This is a genomic window from Rhodopseudomonas sp. BAL398, assembly GCF_033001325.1.
Taxonomy (GTDB): Bacteria; Pseudomonadota; Alphaproteobacteria; order Rhizobiales; family Xanthobacteraceae; genus JARJEH01.
In genome coordinates, this window is record NZ_CP133111.1 from 4,967,290 (window position 1) to 4,983,673 (window position 16,384).

Below are 16,384 nucleotides of genomic sequence, written 5' to 3' on the forward strand. Positions count from 1 at the left end.
CAGCGCCGTTTTGCGCCTTGCTTCACCTTCGCGCGAGACCGGCTTTAAGCCGCGGCGGAGCGCTGCGCGATCGTCTTGCGCGCCAGCGCCAGGCCCATCAGCACGAAGGCCGAGGTCACCTCGGGCCCGCCGACCAGGATCCGGGTCGGGGTCTTCATCTTGTTCCACTCATAGGCCTTGAACGGGCCGTGTCGTCCGCCTTCGCCCAACGCATTGAGGATGCAATGCAGCGCCGGAACGATAGAGGTCAGTTCGGCGCCGAGATGGCCCAACGCGATCAGCGCCAAAGCGGCGTCGAATGCGTTCATCTCGGCCGGAACCATCTCGTCCTGCACATAGCCGAGCACCTTGCCGCGCATGGTTTCAAAGTGCCCCTCGGGGTCGATCGCCTGCTGGGCCGGTTCGGGCAGCGCGCGGAACGCGGCGTAGCAGCGGCCGAAATAGGCGCAATACAATTCCGGCAGGTAGTAGATATGGGATTTCGGATCGGCGAAGGCGCCGCTGATCACCAGCCGCAGCTGAAACTCGACGATCCGCCGCACCGTATCCAGCCGCTTCGGCGTCTCGAGGATCTGCCAGCGCCCGCAATTGCGGAAGCTGACCTCGAGCACGTCGAGATTGAGCGTCGGGTCGAGGTCGTTGCCGAACGGCCGGTCGCCGGCCAGATTGTCGATCCAGGTGACGATGGCGCCGTCATAGTCGAGATGGTCGTTGAGCGGCACGCTGACCAGCGGCTCGTTGGCGCCGGCGCGGATCTGATAGCCGGCGTAGAAGTCGATCAGCGGCTGATCCAGCATCGGGTCGGGCGAGCCGGCCTGGGTCGCCGCGGAAATCGAACAGGCCGTCGTGTCGCAATCGGGCACATAGACACCGAAGCCGAGGTTGTGCTTGACCCGCGTGAAGAACCGGCTGAAGCGCGGATGCGGCGGCGGCGCCAGCGCGGTGACGACGTTGAAGCGGCTGCCATCGGCGCCGCGCACGCTCTCGCGGCTGACGTTCAAACAGAAGTCGATCATGTCGGCGATGGTCCGGCGCGACGCCGCTACGTCATCGGGCGATGCCAGTCCGGTGTCGATATAGCCGAGCAGCGCCTCGACGAAAAACGCGTCGTAATAGGCCGAGCGGTGCCGAATCTGCATCGGCTGCCACATCGGCTCGGCGATCCCGGCCCAGGGCGGATTGATCAGCTCGCCTGCGGGCGAGCGGGCGATGAATACCCGCGCCAGATTAAATAACAGCGTCGAATTCTTGTAACTTCGCGCATTGAGCCCGGTCAGCGCCGTCAGGAAATCGCGGCCGTGGATATCGGGATCGCCGATCAGGTTGAACCCCGCATAGGCCGGCAAGAAGCCGTTGCGCTCAAAGGATCGCAGCAGATGGTCGCCGCAGGCGCGGATCGCGCTATCGATATCGGCCGGGCGCGGCATCCGCGTCGGCATCGCGGCCGGCCGCGGGCGGGGATGTTGCAGCTGCACGGTGTCGAGCAGCTCGGCGACAGGCTTGCCGATCTCGGCCCAATCCGGGTTCTCGTCGTGGCAGGCGCGGGCCAGGGCGTCGCGCAGTGCGCGGAATTTGATCGGGTCGCGCAGTTCCGGCAATCCGGCGCGTCGCAACAACGGGCGCAGCGCCGGATTGCCGAGCGCGGTCTTGTAGAATGTCGCAATGTGCGGATCGCCGCCCTTGCGACCCAGAAACACCGGGTCACAAATGTCGTAGAGCGACGGGCCTTGCTTGTTGGCGGTCAGCGCACGATACGCAGCGCTGGCCATATGGCGAACATTCATGGGACTCTTTCCGCACGCTCTGGTCGTACGTCCCGAGCCCGGCCATATCGCTGCCCTGCCCCCGACCTGCAACCGATCGAAAATTCGCACGGGCCGCGGCGGAATACAAATGTGCGAAAGGTCACGGCGGGCGGTCGGAGCCAGGATCAGGATTTGCGCCACATGCCCGCACTCAGCAAGGCGCGCAAAGGGCAAGCAGCGCAGAGGGAGAGCGTCATGATCCGTCGGCAAGCCAGATTCGAACCCAAGTCGATTGTGCTGTGGCTGTTGCGTCCGCCATGGCTGGTTGCATGTTTGTCAGCCATGCAGCCGTCGCGGAGCGGCTCCGGGATCCGGTCCAGCAAGGCCACGCAACCACGCCATCCTGCCATTGCGGGCATTTCCGCGCCTTCAGCCAAGCCAAAGCGCCGCCGGAACCCGGTTCCCAAGGCTGTTCGGCCAATAATCGACCGGCTTGCCTGCCGGATGGTGGCACGGTAATCCTTTTTTATGGTGCGATGCCGCAAAACCAGCGCAATTGACTTGCACTGGATTGCCAACCCCAAAAACCTGACAGGCTTTGACGCGCCGAAGGCTCGCGTCGCAAGGAACTACTGACGATGAACATGCGCCAGTTTGGCATTTCCCGCCGTTCGCTCACCACCGCGGCCGCGCTGGTCGGGTTGGTGTCGCTTGGGCTCGGCGCCCATGCGGCGCTGAACAAGCGCGCGCTTGATGCCGCCAAGGCGGCCGAGGCCGCCGCGATCAGCAGCACCGAACCCAAGGCGGCCCGGCTCGCCCTGGTGATTGGCAACGGTCACTACCCTGATGCCGGCCAACCGCTGAGTCAGTCGATCAACGACGCGCGGGCGCTGACCGGCGCCTTGCGCCACGAAGGCTTTGACGTCGACGTCGTCGAAGACGCCACCAAGGAAGACATGGCGCGCGCGGTGGATCGGCTGAAATCCAGGATCAGGCCGGATTCGGTGGTGATGCTGTTCTTCGGCGGATTCGGGATCCAGTCCGGCCGCGAGAGCTATATGATTCCGGTCGATGCGACGATCTGGAACGAGCGCGATGTGCGCCGCAACGGGATCAGCATCGAGTCGGTTCTGGGGACGATCAAGGAGCGCGGGGCCCAGGTCAAGCTGGCGGTGATCGACGCGTCGCGACGCAATCCCTATGAGCGCCGTTTCCGGTCGTTTTCCCATGGGCTGGCGCCGATCGATGCGGCGGACAATGCGCTGGTGATTTCCTCGGACACGCCCGGCAAGGTCGCTGACGATGCCGAGGGCCAGAACAGCCTGCTGGTCAGCGAGTTGCTCAAATCGATTTCGTCGCCGACCATCGGCGCCGAAGCCCTGTTCAACAAGACTCGTCTCGCGGTGTCACGGGCCTCCGACGGCCGGCAGGTCCCGTCGGTTTCGTCATCGCTGGTCGACGATGTGGCGCTCGGCGAGCCCGCGACGCCGAAGGCCGGCGGCTGAAGCCACCAGCCTGCCTCGGCCGCCCCGCGCCTCAGTTCGACTGCAGCACGAAGCGGCGATTGTCCTTTTGCGCCGGCCGCGCATTCATCGGGTAGAGCTTGGCGAAGGCGGCGATGTCCTCTTTCGCCACCGCCACCGGATGGGTCAGCACCATCCAGTCGACGATTTCGCTGCAGGGCGGCGTCGTCAGCGAGCCCTCATAGCGGAAATAGCTGAGCTTTTCGGGCAGCAGCGCATTCGGATTGATCGCGGCGTCGGCCTTCACCGCGGGACCGGCGTGGTCCGGCATCGTCGCGACGATCTTGTGGAGCGTGGCATTGGCTTTGCCGGCCTCGAACAGGACGCCGAGGACGCCGAGCCCGCCGGAGGGCGAGCGATGCACGAAATGCGCCTCCATCGGAAAATTCTTGCCGTCGATCATATGTTCGCTCGGGTGATGGAAGTGCAGCTGCAGCAGGGCGAATTTGACTGCGCCGAGCTTCAGCGTGCTGCTGCCCTCGGCGAAATTCAGCTGAATGGTATGGCCATTGTTGACGATGGTGTCGGCCTTGTCGGCCCAGTTGATCTCGATCGGGAACAGGTTAGCCTGCACCGTTGCGCCGATATCGATCGGCGATTGCTGCGAGCCGACCGAACAGACCTGGTTGGCGGCGTCGAGCTCGCCCCATTTGGCCGGTCCGCCTTCGCCGTCATAGCCCCAGTGATGGGCAGTCTCCGCGGCCAGGCCGGCCGAGGCGCAGATCGGACACAGCGCAAGACCCGCCAGGGCCTTCAATGCATGGCGACGGTTCATAGGAGACTCCTCGGCTCGGTTCCCACCCTATTTGGGACCGATTCGATGGTGATATCAATCGCGCCGAAAGACGGGTCGGGCCGCCCCTGTGCTGCCGCGAAGCCGGCTTGAGCAGGATGACTTATTTTCGAATCGTCATCCTGCTCGAGCTTGTTTGAGCATGATCTTTTCCGAAAACCGGGATCCACCTTTCGGGATCATGCTCTATTGGCTGGCCCACACGATTCTGGCGATCCATTCGACCTCGGTGGGCGACAATGTCCGGTCCGGATGGCTGGGATTCAACGACTGCAACTCGACGACCTTGGTGGTCCGGCGCTTCAGCTCCTTGACCATCACCTCGCCGTCCGTGGTCTTGACCACGACGCGGTCGCCGCGTCGGATCGCAGTACCGGGCGACACCACGATGACGTCGCCGTCGCGGAACGCGGGCTTCATCGAATCGCCGGAGATTTCCAACGCATAAGCGTGTTCGTCATTGACCGAGGGCAGGCCGACTTCGTCCCAGCCCTTGCCGACCGGAAATCCGCCATCGTCGAAAAAGCCGCCGGAGCCGGCCTGGGCGAGGCCGAGCAGCGGCACCGACTGCACCGTGCGGGCGCGGTTGTCGATCAGCTGCACGAAGGAATCGATCGCAGTGTTGGTGGCGGCGAGCGCCTTGGCCACCGATTCGGTGGACGGCCAACGCTCGCGGCCGTCATTGGTGATGCGCTTGGATTTGTTGAAGGTGGTGGGATCGAGACCGGAGCGCTTGGCGAGGCCCGACGGCGACAGGCCGGCCCGCTCGGCAAGTCGATCCAATGCTGTCCAGATCTGATCATGAGTCAGCATGGTGGTCCATGGGTCCAGAGGCCCGGCATCGCCGGGCGGGTGAGATACTTGACGAAACTAGGAATTATTACCTTAGTGCTGGCGATCGCGCAATCCTGCGCGGCAATAAAACGCGCTCTTGAAGTGCGCAGGGGCGGCCGATACGGTCGGTCGCGGCCTTTCCGGATCGCGGCCAACCGTCACCACCAGGACACCGGTAAGCCTTTGTTTCAACGAACGTTGTCGGATCCCCGGCGGCGGCCCCGATAAGGCATGATGCAGACCGATCAGCCGCAGCAGGATTCCCGGCCCTTGCGCAGGATTTACAAAATTTGTGACGCCTCCGCCTGGCGCGAGGCGGAACGTCAGGGCGTGTACCGCGGCAGCGCCGACGACGCCCGCGACGGCTTCATTCATTTCTCCACTGCGGACCAGCTGCCGGGCACCTTGCGCAAGCACTATGTCGGCCAGACCGGGCTGTTCCTGGTCGCGGTCGATGCCGATGCGCTCGGCGACGCGTTGCGCTGGGAGCCCTCGCGCGACGACGCGCTGTTTCCGCATCTGTATGGCGAGCTCGATCTCGGCGCGGTCACCGCCATTGTCGAACTGCACACCCGCCCCGACGGCAGCCATGACGTTCCGGAGCTGCCGCGATGATCCGGGCCTTCGATGCGTTGTCATTGCCGCTGCTGCGCTGGCTGGATCCGGAAGACGCCCACCGCCTGGCGATCCAGGGCCTGCGCCTGCTGCCGCAGTTCCGTCCGCCGCTGGACGATCCCAAACTGGCGATGCGTGCGTTCGGCCTCAATTTTCCTAATCCGGTCGGGATCGCCGCCGGCTTCGACAAGAATGCGGAGGCGCCGGACGCGATGCTGCGGCTGGGGTTCGGCTTTGTCGAAATCGGCACGGTGACGCCGCTCCCGCAATCCGGCAATCCGCGGCCGCGCCTGTTCCGGCTCGAACGCGACGAGGCCATCGTCAACCGCATGGGCTTCAACAATGACGGCGCCGAAATCGTGCTGCGGCGGCTGGCGGCGCGCGCCCAGCTTCCCGGCATCGTCGGCGTCAATGTCGGCGCCAACAAGGACAGCGACGATCGCGTCGCCGACTACGTCAAGCTGATCGAAACCTTCGCGCCGGTGGCGAGCTATTTCACCGTCAACGTCTCGTCGCCGAACACGCCGGGCCTGCGCAATCTGCAGCAGGCGGCGGCGCTCGACGATCTGTTGGCCAAGGTGATCGAGGCCCGCGAACGGGTCCGGCAAAACGCCGGCGATACGCCGGTGCTGCTGAAGATCGCGCCGGATCTGACGCTGACCGAACTCGACGATGTGGTCCATATCGCGCGCTCGCGCCGGGTCGACGGCATGATCGTCGCCAATACCACGCTGGCGCGGCCGCCGACCTTGCGCGAGCGGACGCGGGCCACGGAGCAGGGCGGATTGTCCGGCCGGCCGCTGTTCCGGCTGTCGACCCGGATGGTGGCTGAGACCTTTGTCCGTGCCGAGGGCGCGTTTCCGCTAATCGGCGTCGGCGGCATCGATTCCGGCGGCGCCGCGCTGACCAAGATCCGCGCCGGCGCCAGTCTGATCCAGGTCTATTCGTCGCTGGTCTATAAAGGCCTCGGCCTGGTCGAGAGCATCAAGGCCGACCTCGCCTCGACGCTGCTGCGCACCGGCCGCGATTCGCTGTCCGAAATCGTCGGCGCCGACGCCCCCACCATCACCGCCGAAGACTGGCCGATCTGAGCAAGGACTCGTCATTCCGGGGCGCGCGCAGCGATAGCTGCGAGCGAACCCGGAATCTCGCTTGAGCGCACGGCCTCGCCGCGAGATTCCGGGTTCGCTCGGCCTGCGGCCTCGCCCCCCGGAATGACGAGAGGGTGGCGCTACAACTCGACGACCAGCCCGTCGCTTGCCGCCATATGCGGCAGGGTGTCGAGCCGGCGCAGCATGTCGTCGCTCATATGGGTGAGGATCAGCCGCTTCGGATTGATCTCGGGCAAATGGGTTTCCAGCGTCTTCAGGCTGAGGTGATTCTTGACGACCTTGTCGTGGTAATAGGCCTCGGCGATGAACAGGTCGGAATCATGCGCGGCGTTGACCAGGGTTTCGGTCCATTGGGTGTCGCCGCTATAGGCGATGGTGCGGCCTTCGGCCTCGACCCGGTAGGCGAAGAATGGACCGCCGGAATCACCATGGACCACCGGGAACGGCGTCACCGTCACGCCGCCGAAGTCACGGGCCTCGCCGGGCTCGAGCGCAATCACCGACAGGTCGAAGGTCGGCAGGGTAGCGGACGAATGCTCGAACAGCGCTTCCCGCAGCCTTGTCAGCCTGATGTCGATGCCCTGGGGACCGGCGATCACCAAAGGCCGTTTGCGCTTGGCGAATTGGGCGTCGAGCAGCAGGAACGGCAGCCCGCCGAAATGGTCGCCGTGGAAATGCGTGATCAGGATCAGGTCGATGTCGTCGCGCGCGATGTTGTAGCGCTTCAGCGCGGCCAGCGACGACGCGCCGCAATCGATCAGGAAATTGACCTTCTCGCCGCCGACATGAAAGCAGGTATTGAGCCGCCCACCGGATCCCACCGCATCGCCGCAGCCGACAAATCGCAGTTGCATGGCTTCGTTCCGTTGATCTGGCCCCATCAGCCGGCCGGAATTCTGCTCTACCCCGATCCCGGCGGAAACGAAACCCGTACCATTGCCGGATAGCGCAGCGCCTGCAGCGCCCCGCGGCACAGCAGGAACAACAATAGCGCAGTCCACAGCCCGCTATTGCCGAACGGCGCCAGCAGGTACAGGGCTCCGAGATAGGCGGCGAATGCGATCAGCATCAGGTTGCGCATCTCGCGCGCCCAGGTGGCGCCGATATAGATCCCGTCATACGCATAGGCGGCCACGCCGCAGAGCGGCGCCAGCGCGGCCAGCCACATCGCCTCGCGCGCCGCGACCCGGATCTCCGGGCTGGCGGTGATGAAGTCGATCAGCGCATTGCCGAACAGCGTGAACAGTCCCGTCACCGCGGCGCCAAACAGCGCGCTCCAGATCAGCACCAGCCGCACCGCATGCGCGAAGGCGCGGCGGTTGCGGGCGCCGAAACTGCGGCCGCAGAGCTGCTCGGCGGCGCTGGCGAGGCCGTCGAGGAAGAACGAGCCGATCATCAGGAAATTGTTCAGCACCGCATTGGCGGCCAGCGTCAGGTCGCCGGCGCGGGCGCTCTGCGCGGAGAAGACCAGGAAGGCGGCGATCAGCGCGGCGGTGCGGATCATGATGTCGCGGTTCATCACGAACAGCCGCGAGAGCTGGGCGCGATCCAGCAGCATCGCGCGCGACACGCCGAGCCGCCGACCGAGCAATTGCCAGGCGACGATCAGGCCGACGACGAAGCCGCAGCTTTCGGCCGTGACCGTGGCGATCGCCGCGCCGGCGATGCCCTGGCCGGCGACCAGGACCAAGAACGCGGTCAGCGCCATGTTGATGCAGTTGATGCCGACCTGGATCGCCAGCGCGATCCCGGTGCGGGCCTGGCCGACCAGCCAGCCGAGCACCACATAGTTGCCGAGCATCAGCGGCGCCGACCACAGCCGGATGAAGAAATATTGCCGCGCCGCCGCGGTCACCGCGTCGCTGCCGCCCATCAGGGTGAAGGTCAGCGTCGCCAGCGGCGTGCGCAGCGCGATCAGGGCGAGCCCGATGGCGAAGCCGAGCAGCAGCGCGCGCGCCAGCACGGCGCGGATCTCGAGCGTGTCGCCGGAGCCGAGCGCCTGGGCGGTGAAGGCCAGCGTCGCCATCCGCAGAAAGCCGAACAGCCAGAACAGGCAATCGAACGCCACCGAGGCCAGCGCCACGCCGCCGAGCAGATGCGGGTCGCCGAGCTGGCCGATCGCCGTGGTGGCGACGACGCCGAGCAGTGGCGTGGTCAGATTGGCCAGCATCGCCGGCCCGGCGATCGCGAATACGCGCCGGTTGGTCACGCCGGAACCGGCTGACATTGTCGTGGACTCGCGGCTCGATTACCGCCCGTTCGGTGCGCCGAACAATCGCGACAGCAGCCAGATCGGCACCACGATCACCGCGCCGAGCAGGAAATAGCGCCACAGCCCGTTGACGGCGTCGAAGCCGAGATCCCAGATCCGCTGGAACAGGATACGGATGCTGACAATGATGTTCCACGGATCGAAGCCGATCGCCGCCAGCACCACGCCGACCAGGACCGACAGCAGCACCAGCCGAAACGCCACCGCCAGCGGCGAGCCGCCCAGAAAGCGGGTCAGGCTGTCCCGGTTCGCCGGCAGTTCCCGTGTGTCGTTTGGCATCATTGGTCTCCCGCGCGGATCAGCGCGCATGATAGGCGCTGCAACGCAAATGGGGAACCGGTTTGATCCCGTCAATGGCCGCCGGCTGCAGGCGGAATCGGGGCGTCGCCCGTCAGCATCCGCTCCAGCGTCTCCAGCCGGTCGGCCTCGCGCGGCGGCTTGTCCCAGCGCAGCCGGCTGATTCGCGGAAACCGCATCGCCACCCCGGATTTATGCCGCGGCGAGCGCGCCAGCCCCTCGAACGCCACCTCCAGCACCAGGCCCTGATTCGGCTCATGCACCACATGGCGGACCGGGCCGAATTTCTCAGTGGTGTTGCGGCGCACGAAACGGTCGATCTGCAACAGTTCCTCATCGGTGAAGCCGAAATAGGCCTTGCCGACCGGCACCAATTGCTCGCCATCGTCGCCGTCGGTCCAGACCCCGAACGTGTAGTCGGAATAATAGGACGAGCGCTTGCCGTGGCCGCGTTGGGCATACATCAGCACCGCGTCGATGATGTGCGGATCGTGTTTCCATTTCCACCATTGGCCCTTCGGCCGGCCCGGCAGATACAGCGCGTCGCGGCGCTTCAGCATCACGCCCTCGACCGCGTCGGCATCGAGTCCCGCGCCGGCGCTGGCCGGATCGCGTCGCGCCGCGGTCAGCGCCGCCCAGTCGGCGAAATCGATCGTCTCCGACAGATCGATCCGCGGATCGGCGAGCTCGGCGATGAAGCGCTGCAGCCGGGCGCGGCGCTCGGCGAATGTCATCGTGCGCAGGTCGCTGTCACCGTCGCCGAGCAGGTCATAGGCGCGCAGGTGGATCGGATAGTCCTTGATCAGCTTCGGCGTCACGGTCTTGCGGTTCAAGCGCTGCTGCAGCACGTTGAACGACTGCACCCGTCCGTCGCGCAGCACCAGCAATTCGCCGTCGATCGCGCCGGGCAGTCGCAGCGACGGCAGCAGGTCGGGGAAGCTCCTGGTGATATCTTCGCCGCTCCGCGAATACAGCCGCGCGACAATGTTGCCGTCGGCATCGCGGCCGCTGACCGCCTGAATCCGGATGCCATCCCATTTCCATTCGGCGATGTAGTCGGCCGGATTCATCGCGGCAAAATCGTCGTCGGCAATTGCATGCGCCAGCATCACCGGGCGGAACGGCGCCGGATCGAGATTGATCGGCTTGGCGGCGCGGCCTTCGAGCCAGGCGAACAGCTCGAGATAAGGCGGCGAAAGCCCGGGCCAGATCAGCTCCAGCTCATGTGCATCCTTGTCGCCGAGCGCCGCCGCCGCGGTCTTCGCCAGCCGCGCCGACACCCCGATCCGCATTCCGCCGGTGACCAGCTTCAACAGCGCCCAGCGCCCGGTCTCGTCGAGCTCGTCCAGCCACCGCGCCAGCTGCGCCGGCAGTTCGGCCTTGCCGAGCGTCGACAGCGTGGCGACGACCTCGGTCAGGGTCGGCGGCGGCGGATTGTTGTGGCGGCTACTTGCCGACTCGGTGGGAGTCGAATTTGCTCGCTCGCCGCGAGCAGGGCCTGCTCCCTCCCCCCTTGCGGGGGAGGGTTGGGGTGGGGGGTAAGCTGCGGGTGCTGCCGTTGTGGCTACCCCCACCCCCGCCCCCGGATCAAGTCCGGGGCAGGCTCCCTCCCCGCAAGGGGGAGGGGAGATGAGGGCGGAGTGCTGATGCGCCGGCCACATCAGCGCCACGGTCTCCGACAGATCGCCGACGTAATCATAGGACAGCGCGAACAGCACCGGGTCGGTGCGGGCGGCGATCAGCTCGCGGATCAGGCCCGGCTTGGCATGTTTGAACGACAGCGCGCCGGTCAATGCGGCCAGCGCGTAGCCGCGATCCGGATCCTCGGTGGCGCGCAGATAGTTGGTGATCAGCCGCAGCTTGTTGTTGCGGCCGGGCTCATAGGCGAGGCGGTCGAGCAGTTCGGCGAAACGGTTCATGCCGTGGCGCCTTCGCTTACGGGCGGTTCGTCGCCGTCTTCGTCGCCATAGCCGACCAGCGCCAGAGGCCGCGCCGCCAATCCTTGCGTCGCGCACCAATGCACCAGCGCGTCCTCCTGGCCGTGGGTGACCCAGATCTCGCCGGCGCCGGTGGCCTTGATGGTCGCGGTCAGCCCGTCCCAATCGGCGTGATCGGAAATCACCAGCGGCAGTTCGACGCCGCGTTGCCGGGCGCGGGCGCGGACGCGCATCCAGCCGGATGCGAAAGCGGTGACGGGATCGGGAAACCTCCGCGTCCAAATATCCGAGGTCGCCGATGGCGGCGCCAGCGTGATGGTGCCGGCCAGATCGGCCTTCTTCACGCCCTTGACCGCGCGCAGCTCGCCGAGCGGCACGCCGCGGCTCTGATAATAGGCGGTGATCTTCTCCATCGCGCCATGCAGATAGATCGGCGCGTCATAGCCGGCCTGACGGATCAGCGCGATGACCCGCTGCGCCTTGCCGAGCGAATAGGCCCCGACCAGATGGGCGCGTTCCGGAAACAGCGCTACCGAGGCCAGCAGTTTGGCGACTTCGGCGGCCGCATCGCCATGACGGAACACCGGCAGTCCGAACGTGGCCTCGGTGATGAAGACGTCGCAGGGCACGATCTCGAACGGCGCGCAGGTCGGATCGGGCGCATCCTTGTAGTCGCCCGAGGCGACGATGCGGATGGCGCCACAGCTCACCGCAACCTGCGCCGAGCCGAGCACATGGCCGGCGGGGTGGAATTTTATCGTGACGTCCCCGAGCCGCAATTGCTCGCCATAGCCGATGACCTGGGTGCTGCCGGCAAAATTCTCGCCATAGCGCAGCCGCATGATGTCGAGGGTTTCCTGGGTAGCCAGCACGGCGCCGTGGCCGGCCCTGGCGTGGTCGGAATGGCCGTGCGTGATCACGGCGCGCTCCACCGGCCGCACCGGATCGATGTGAAAGCCGCCCGGCTTGCAGCACAGGCCGGCGGCGGCGGGAATCAGTATGTCGTGCGGGCGCATCATAGCTATATAAGCCGGCGGCGAGTTCATTCGAGTGCCGCGAGTCTGTCGACACTTGCGAATTCCCGCCTCGGCAACCGGTTCCCAAAATGCCAGCACGCCTGTTCATGTCATCGGGCGATATGATCGCCGATCGGCGGTTCGATTTCGCGCGCGATCTGCAGTTGCGCGGCGATCTGGTGGCGGCCGAGGACCTGTTCGTGCAGGCCACCGATCTGGCGCCGGGCTTTGCCACCGCCTGGTTCACCCTGGGCGAGGTCCGCGAACAGCTCGGCGACCGCGCCGGCGCGATCATCGCCTTCGGTCATGCCCAGAGCAGCGATGAAGGCGACCGCAACGGCGCCGGTCTGCGGCTGATGCGGCTCGGCGCCGCCAGCCTCGCAACCATGCCGCCGACTTATGTCACTGCGCTGTTCGATCAATATGCGCCGAAATTCGAATCCGCCTTGGTCGGCACGCTGGGCTATTGCGGTCCGGAAGTGCTGTACAAGGCCGTGCTCGGGGTTCGCGCCGCCGCCGCGCGGCCGATGTGGTTCGACCACGCCATCGATCTGGGTTGCGGCACCGGCCTTGCCGCAGGCGCCTTCGCGGCGGTCGTGGGCGAGTTCATCGGCATCGATCTGTCGCCGCGAATGATCGAGCGCGCTTGCGCCACCGGGCTCTATGCCGAACTCGAAGTGGCGGAGATCGTCGACGGCCTCGAACGCCGGGGCGCCGCCGGCGCCGATCTGGTGATCGCCGCCGATGTGCTGATCTATCTGCACGAGCTCGGCCCGGTGCTGGCGCAAATCGCGCGGGTGCTGGCGCCGGACGGGGTGCTGGCCTTCACCGCCGAGAGCCATGATGCTGACGGCGTGATCCTGGGGCCGGGGCTGCGCTACGCCCACAGCGAGAGCTATCTGCGCGTCGCGATTGCCGGCGCGGGCCTTCGGCTGCAACGGCTGGATCGGATGTCGACCCGCCAGGAGGGCGGCGTCGCGGTGCCGGGCCTGGTTGCGATCGCGACCAGGATCTGATCGCGCAAGATCCGATCCCCGCAAGCGGCGCCACAAACAAAAACCCCGGCCGTGAGGCCGGGGTTGAAGTTTACGGGAGAAAGAAAGGCTCAGTAGCGCGCGACGGTCGGCGAATTGAAGTGATAATTCAGGCCGGTGCGGAGCACATGCTCGGTGACATCAGTGGTGAACGTTGTTGTTCCTGATCCCTGAGTTTGCGAGCCAAGATCAACGTAGAGATATTCAGTCTTGGAGGTCCAGTTCGGTCCGAACAGCCCGAGCGGATTGAACGGGGTCTCGATGCCGCCGCCGACGGCATAGCCGGTCTGGGTGTTCGACACCTCGGCAGTCTGGCCCAGCACGCTGACTTTGGTTTTCACTTCGCCGTAGGCGAAACCGCCAGTTGCGTAGAACAGAGTCTGACCAACCGAGTAACCGAGGCGGCCGCGAACGGTGCCGAACCAGGGCAGCTTGGCGTTAAAGGAGGCGAGGCCGAGCGCCACAACGGTCTTGTCGTCCTTCTGGTTCGAAGCCTGAATGTCGGTCTCGAGACCGTAGACCCAGTTCGCCATCTGCCAATTGTAGCCGGCCTGCACGCCGCCATTCACGCCGTCGGGCGACAGGTTGAACTGTTCGTTGATGCCGGCGATGGAGCTGCGATCACGGCCCGTTCCGGAACCGAAATTGCCACCGAGATACCAGCCGGTCCAGTTCGCCGCGACCGGCGCGATGTAACCCGCATTGTTTCCGCCAATCCGGTAGTTCAGACCGACGCGGAAGATGTTTTCGCGGATTTTGCTGTTGAGGACCTGGACGCCGGGACCGAAGGTGTCGGTCTTGTTGCCCATGTCGAGGTAGAGATATTCAATCTTGCCGGTCCAATTGCCGCCGAGCGCTGCTTCAACGCCGCTGCCGATGGTCCAGCCGGTCACGGTTTTGCTGTCCGAGAATGCGGCGATGCCGCCTTCATTGACCGTGGTCTTCAGGTTGCCATAGGCGTAACCGCCAGTGAAATAGCTGAGCACCGGTCCGGTCGCCAGACCGATGCGGCCGCGAACCGTGCCGAACCAATCGCTCTTCTGGTTGTACTGGGTGGCCGGGAGCACGGAAACGCTGTCATCGCTGAGGCCCGCGCCCTGGAAATCGGCTTCGACACCGTAAACGATCGGCCCCAACATCGAGTTGGTTTGCCAGTTGTAGCCGATCTGGCCGCCGCCGAAGCCGCCCTGCGGATTGATGTAGAGCGTATCGTTGTTCAAGCTGTGCGAGGTGCGGTTGCGGCCGATGCCGACGCCTGCGTTCACGCCGATATAGAATCCGGTCCAATCATAGATCGCGGCCATCGGGGCCTTGAGGTAGGGCGCTTTGACGGCCATGTCGGCTGCCTGCGCGCTCACTGCGGTTCCAACGAGCATCGCACCGGCAAGAATTCGTTTCATCGACGACTCCAATTCGAATTGAGCAATGAATCTACACCCGGCGACCCCGTTTCGCTGTCTCCGCGCCGCCACACTCGCCAAGATTGCGACCCAAGCGGTTGAAGAATTGCGTAAATTTTTCGTTTCGGGGGGCAATTTCGGCGGCGGCGCAGCGATCCCGCGCGAGTCATCGGCCCCGGTGGCGGCAGAACCGACATTTCGGTCTTCGACCGAGGGGATTGCCAAGCCGGACCGGCCCGCACAGGATGCCGTCGGCCATCAAGCTGCGATCAACGCGGCGGCTGAAAAAGAGCGGCCCGCGTAACGGCGCCGACACCTCTGGGAGAGAATGCCAATGGATTTGCGTCACCATTCCGTCTTCACATCTGTGGCCGCCGTCGCGGTCGCGGCGATTCTGGCCAATCCGGCCATGGCGGCCGGGAAAAAATACGGCCCCGGCGCCAGCGACAGCGAAATCAAGATCGGCCAGACCGTGCCGCATTCCGGCCCGGGCTCGCTCTATGGCGTGCTCGGCCGCGTCGGCGAGGCCTATTTCCAGATGCTGAACGAGAAGGGCGGCATCAACGGCCGCAAGGTCACATTCCTCACCCGCGACGACGCCTATAGCGCGCCGAAGGCGGTGGAGGCGACGCGGCGGCTGGTCGAGCAGGACGAGGTGCTGGCGCTGTACGGTTCGCTCGGCACCGCGCCGCAGACATCGGTGCATAAATACCTGAACTCCAAGGGCGTGCCGCAGCTGCTGCTCAACACCGGCGCATCGAAGTGGAACGATCCGAAGCACTTCAAATGGACCATGGCCGGGTTGCCGCTGTACCCGACCGAAGCGCGGATCCTCGCCAAATACGTGCTCAGCGTGAAGCCGGATGCCAAAGTGGCGATCCTGTATCAGAACGACGATTTCGGCCGCGACTTTCTCGGGCCGTTCAAGAAGGTGCTGGAAGACGCTGGCGGCAAGGCCAAGGTGATCGCGGAGCAGAGCTACGATCTGAGCGAGCCGACGGTCGATTCGCAAATCATCAACCTGTCGAAATCCGGTGCCGACGTGTTCTACAACATCACCACCGGCAAGGCGACGTCGCAGTCGATCCGCAAGGTCGCGGAACTCGGCTGGAAGCCGCTGCAATTGCTGTCGGCGGGGTCGACCGGCCGCTCGATTCTTCACGCCGCGGGATTCGAAAACGCCAAGGGCATCGTGGCGATTTCCTACGTGAAGGACATCGGGTCGCCGAAATACGCCAACGATCCCGACGTCAAGGCGTTCGAGGCGTTGCGCGAAAAATATCTGCCCAACGTCGCGGCGGACAACTCGATCGCGTTCGCCGGCTACGGCCAGGCCGTCGCGATGGCCGAGATCCTGCGCCGCTGCGGCGACGACCTGACCCGTGCCAATGTGCTGAAGCAGGCCTCGATGCTGGGCGGCTTCCGCGCGCCGCACATGCTGGACGACGTCAGCTACTCCTACACCCCCACCGACTACACCTCGATCAAGACGCTGCACACCATGCAGTTCGACGGCAAGGAGTGGGAGGTCTCGGACAAGGCGGTGACCGAATAGCGCAAGGCGGCTGAGAAGTCCGGCTGCACGCTCGTCATTGCGAGGAGCTCTTGCGACGAAGCAATCCAGTCCTTGCTTTTGCCACTGGATTGCTTCGCTGCGCTCGCAATGACGGCCGCCAATGATCCGGCGTCCAATGGTGTGGCCGGGTCGAACCGGGGTCCCGGTTCTGCGACGCGGCATGAAGAATGCCGCATCGCGCCCGGGACACGGTCGCGCTCAATTTTCAAATTCAATTGTCAAACAGCCAC

General features: G+C 65.3%; 15 protein-coding genes. 5 read left to right on the top strand and 10 right to left on the bottom strand.

Features of this window, described 5'->3' with window-relative positions; all coding sequences use genetic code 11:
• Positions 1-44 precede the first annotated feature (44 nt).
• Positions 45-1,784, bottom strand: coding sequence for a hypothetical protein (locus tag RBJ75_RS23365; RefSeq protein WP_044405534.1), 1,740 nt, complete (start codon positions 1,782-1,784; stop codon positions 45-47).
• A 146-nt stretch (positions 1,785-1,930) separates the two neighbouring features.
• Positions 1,931-2,323 carry a hypothetical protein gene (locus RBJ75_RS23370; protein ID WP_276156528.1) on the bottom strand — a complete coding sequence of 131 codons (393 nt, stop codon included), beginning with the start codon at positions 2,321-2,323 and terminating at the stop codon, positions 1,931-1,933.
• Positions 2,324-2,383: 60 nt separating this feature from the next.
• Between RBJ75_RS23370 and RBJ75_RS23375 the strand changes: the two genes are divergently transcribed.
• Entirely contained in the window at positions 2,384-3,250 is an 867-nt protein-coding gene (locus RBJ75_RS23375; protein ID WP_044416300.1) for a caspase domain-containing protein, read from the top strand.
• Between the two features lie 31 nt (positions 3,251-3,281).
• Here RBJ75_RS23375 and RBJ75_RS23380 read toward each other — a convergent pair whose 3' ends face one another.
• Positions 3,282-4,043: a carbonic anhydrase gene (locus RBJ75_RS23380; protein WP_044416302.1), complete on the bottom strand. Its 762-nt coding sequence runs from the start codon at positions 4,041-4,043 to the stop codon at positions 3,282-3,284.
• Positions 4,044-4,247: 204 nt separating this feature from the next.
• Entirely contained in the window at positions 4,248-4,874 is a 627-nt protein-coding gene (locus RBJ75_RS23385; RefSeq protein WP_044416304.1) for a helix-turn-helix transcriptional regulator, read from the bottom strand.
• Positions 4,875-5,126: 252 nt separating this feature from the next.
• On the opposite strand from RBJ75_RS23385, the gene RBJ75_RS23390 reads away from it, so the two are divergent.
• Both RBJ75_RS23390 and RBJ75_RS23395 read left to right on the top strand, forming a co-directional pair.
• A complete protein-coding gene (locus tag RBJ75_RS23390; RefSeq protein ID WP_411194483.1) occupies positions 5,127-5,510 on the top strand; it encodes a DUF952 domain-containing protein in 384 nt (127 codons plus the stop codon).
• Positions 5,507-6,601 carry a quinone-dependent dihydroorotate dehydrogenase gene (locus RBJ75_RS23395; protein ID WP_044416306.1) on the top strand — a complete coding sequence of 365 codons (1,095 nt, stop codon included), beginning with the start codon at positions 5,507-5,509 and terminating at the stop codon, positions 6,599-6,601. The genes RBJ75_RS23390 and RBJ75_RS23395 overlap by 4 nt, the downstream gene beginning before the upstream one ends.
• 140 nt (positions 6,602-6,741) lie before the next feature.
• On the opposite strand, the gene RBJ75_RS23400 is transcribed toward RBJ75_RS23395, so the two are convergent.
• From RBJ75_RS23400 to RBJ75_RS23420, 5 genes are all read right to left on the bottom strand, one after another.
• Positions 6,742-7,476 carry an MBL fold metallo-hydrolase gene (locus RBJ75_RS23400; RefSeq protein ID WP_044414916.1) on the bottom strand — a complete coding sequence of 245 codons (735 nt, stop codon included), beginning with the start codon at positions 7,474-7,476 and terminating at the stop codon, positions 6,742-6,744.
• Between the two features lie 47 nt (positions 7,477-7,523).
• Positions 7,524-8,849 (bottom strand): MATE family efflux transporter, encoded by a 1,326-nt coding sequence (locus tag RBJ75_RS23405; protein ID WP_044414914.1) that lies wholly within the window; start codon positions 8,847-8,849, stop codon positions 7,524-7,526.
• Between the two features lie 21 nt (positions 8,850-8,870).
• Positions 8,871-9,173, bottom strand: a complete 303-nt coding sequence (locus RBJ75_RS23410) for a DUF6460 domain-containing protein (protein WP_044414918.1) — start codon at positions 9,171-9,173, stop codon at positions 8,871-8,873.
• A gap of 71 nt (positions 9,174-9,244) precedes the next feature.
• Positions 9,245-11,110: an ATP-dependent DNA ligase gene (locus tag RBJ75_RS23415; protein ID WP_317528545.1), complete on the bottom strand. Its 1,866-nt coding sequence runs from the start codon at positions 11,108-11,110 to the stop codon at positions 9,245-9,247.
• Positions 11,107-12,144: a ligase-associated DNA damage response exonuclease gene (locus RBJ75_RS23420; RefSeq protein WP_044418018.1), complete on the bottom strand. Its 1,038-nt coding sequence runs from the start codon at positions 12,142-12,144 to the stop codon at positions 11,107-11,109. Before RBJ75_RS23420 ends, RBJ75_RS23415 begins: the two co-directional genes overlap by 4 nt.
• An 89-nt stretch (positions 12,145-12,233) precedes the next feature.
• On the opposite strand from RBJ75_RS23420, the gene RBJ75_RS23425 reads away from it, so the two are divergent.
• Positions 12,234-13,160 carry a methyltransferase domain-containing protein gene (locus tag RBJ75_RS23425; RefSeq protein WP_044418013.1) on the top strand — a complete coding sequence of 309 codons (927 nt, stop codon included), beginning with the start codon at positions 12,234-12,236 and terminating at the stop codon, positions 13,158-13,160.
• Positions 13,161-13,249: 89 nt separating this feature from the next.
• Here RBJ75_RS23425 and RBJ75_RS23430 read toward each other — a convergent pair whose 3' ends face one another.
• On the bottom strand, positions 13,250-14,578 hold the full coding sequence (locus tag RBJ75_RS23430; protein ID WP_044418015.1) for an outer membrane protein: 1,329 nt from the start codon (positions 14,576-14,578) through the stop codon (positions 13,250-13,252).
• Positions 14,579-14,987: 409 nt separating this feature from the next.
• Between RBJ75_RS23430 and RBJ75_RS23435 the strand changes: the two genes are divergently transcribed.
• On the top strand, positions 14,988-16,133 hold the full coding sequence (locus RBJ75_RS23435) for an ABC transporter substrate-binding protein (protein ID WP_411194533.1): 1,146 nt from the start codon (positions 14,988-14,990) through the stop codon (positions 16,131-16,133).
• The last annotated feature ends 251 nt before the right edge of the window (positions 16,134-16,384 follow it).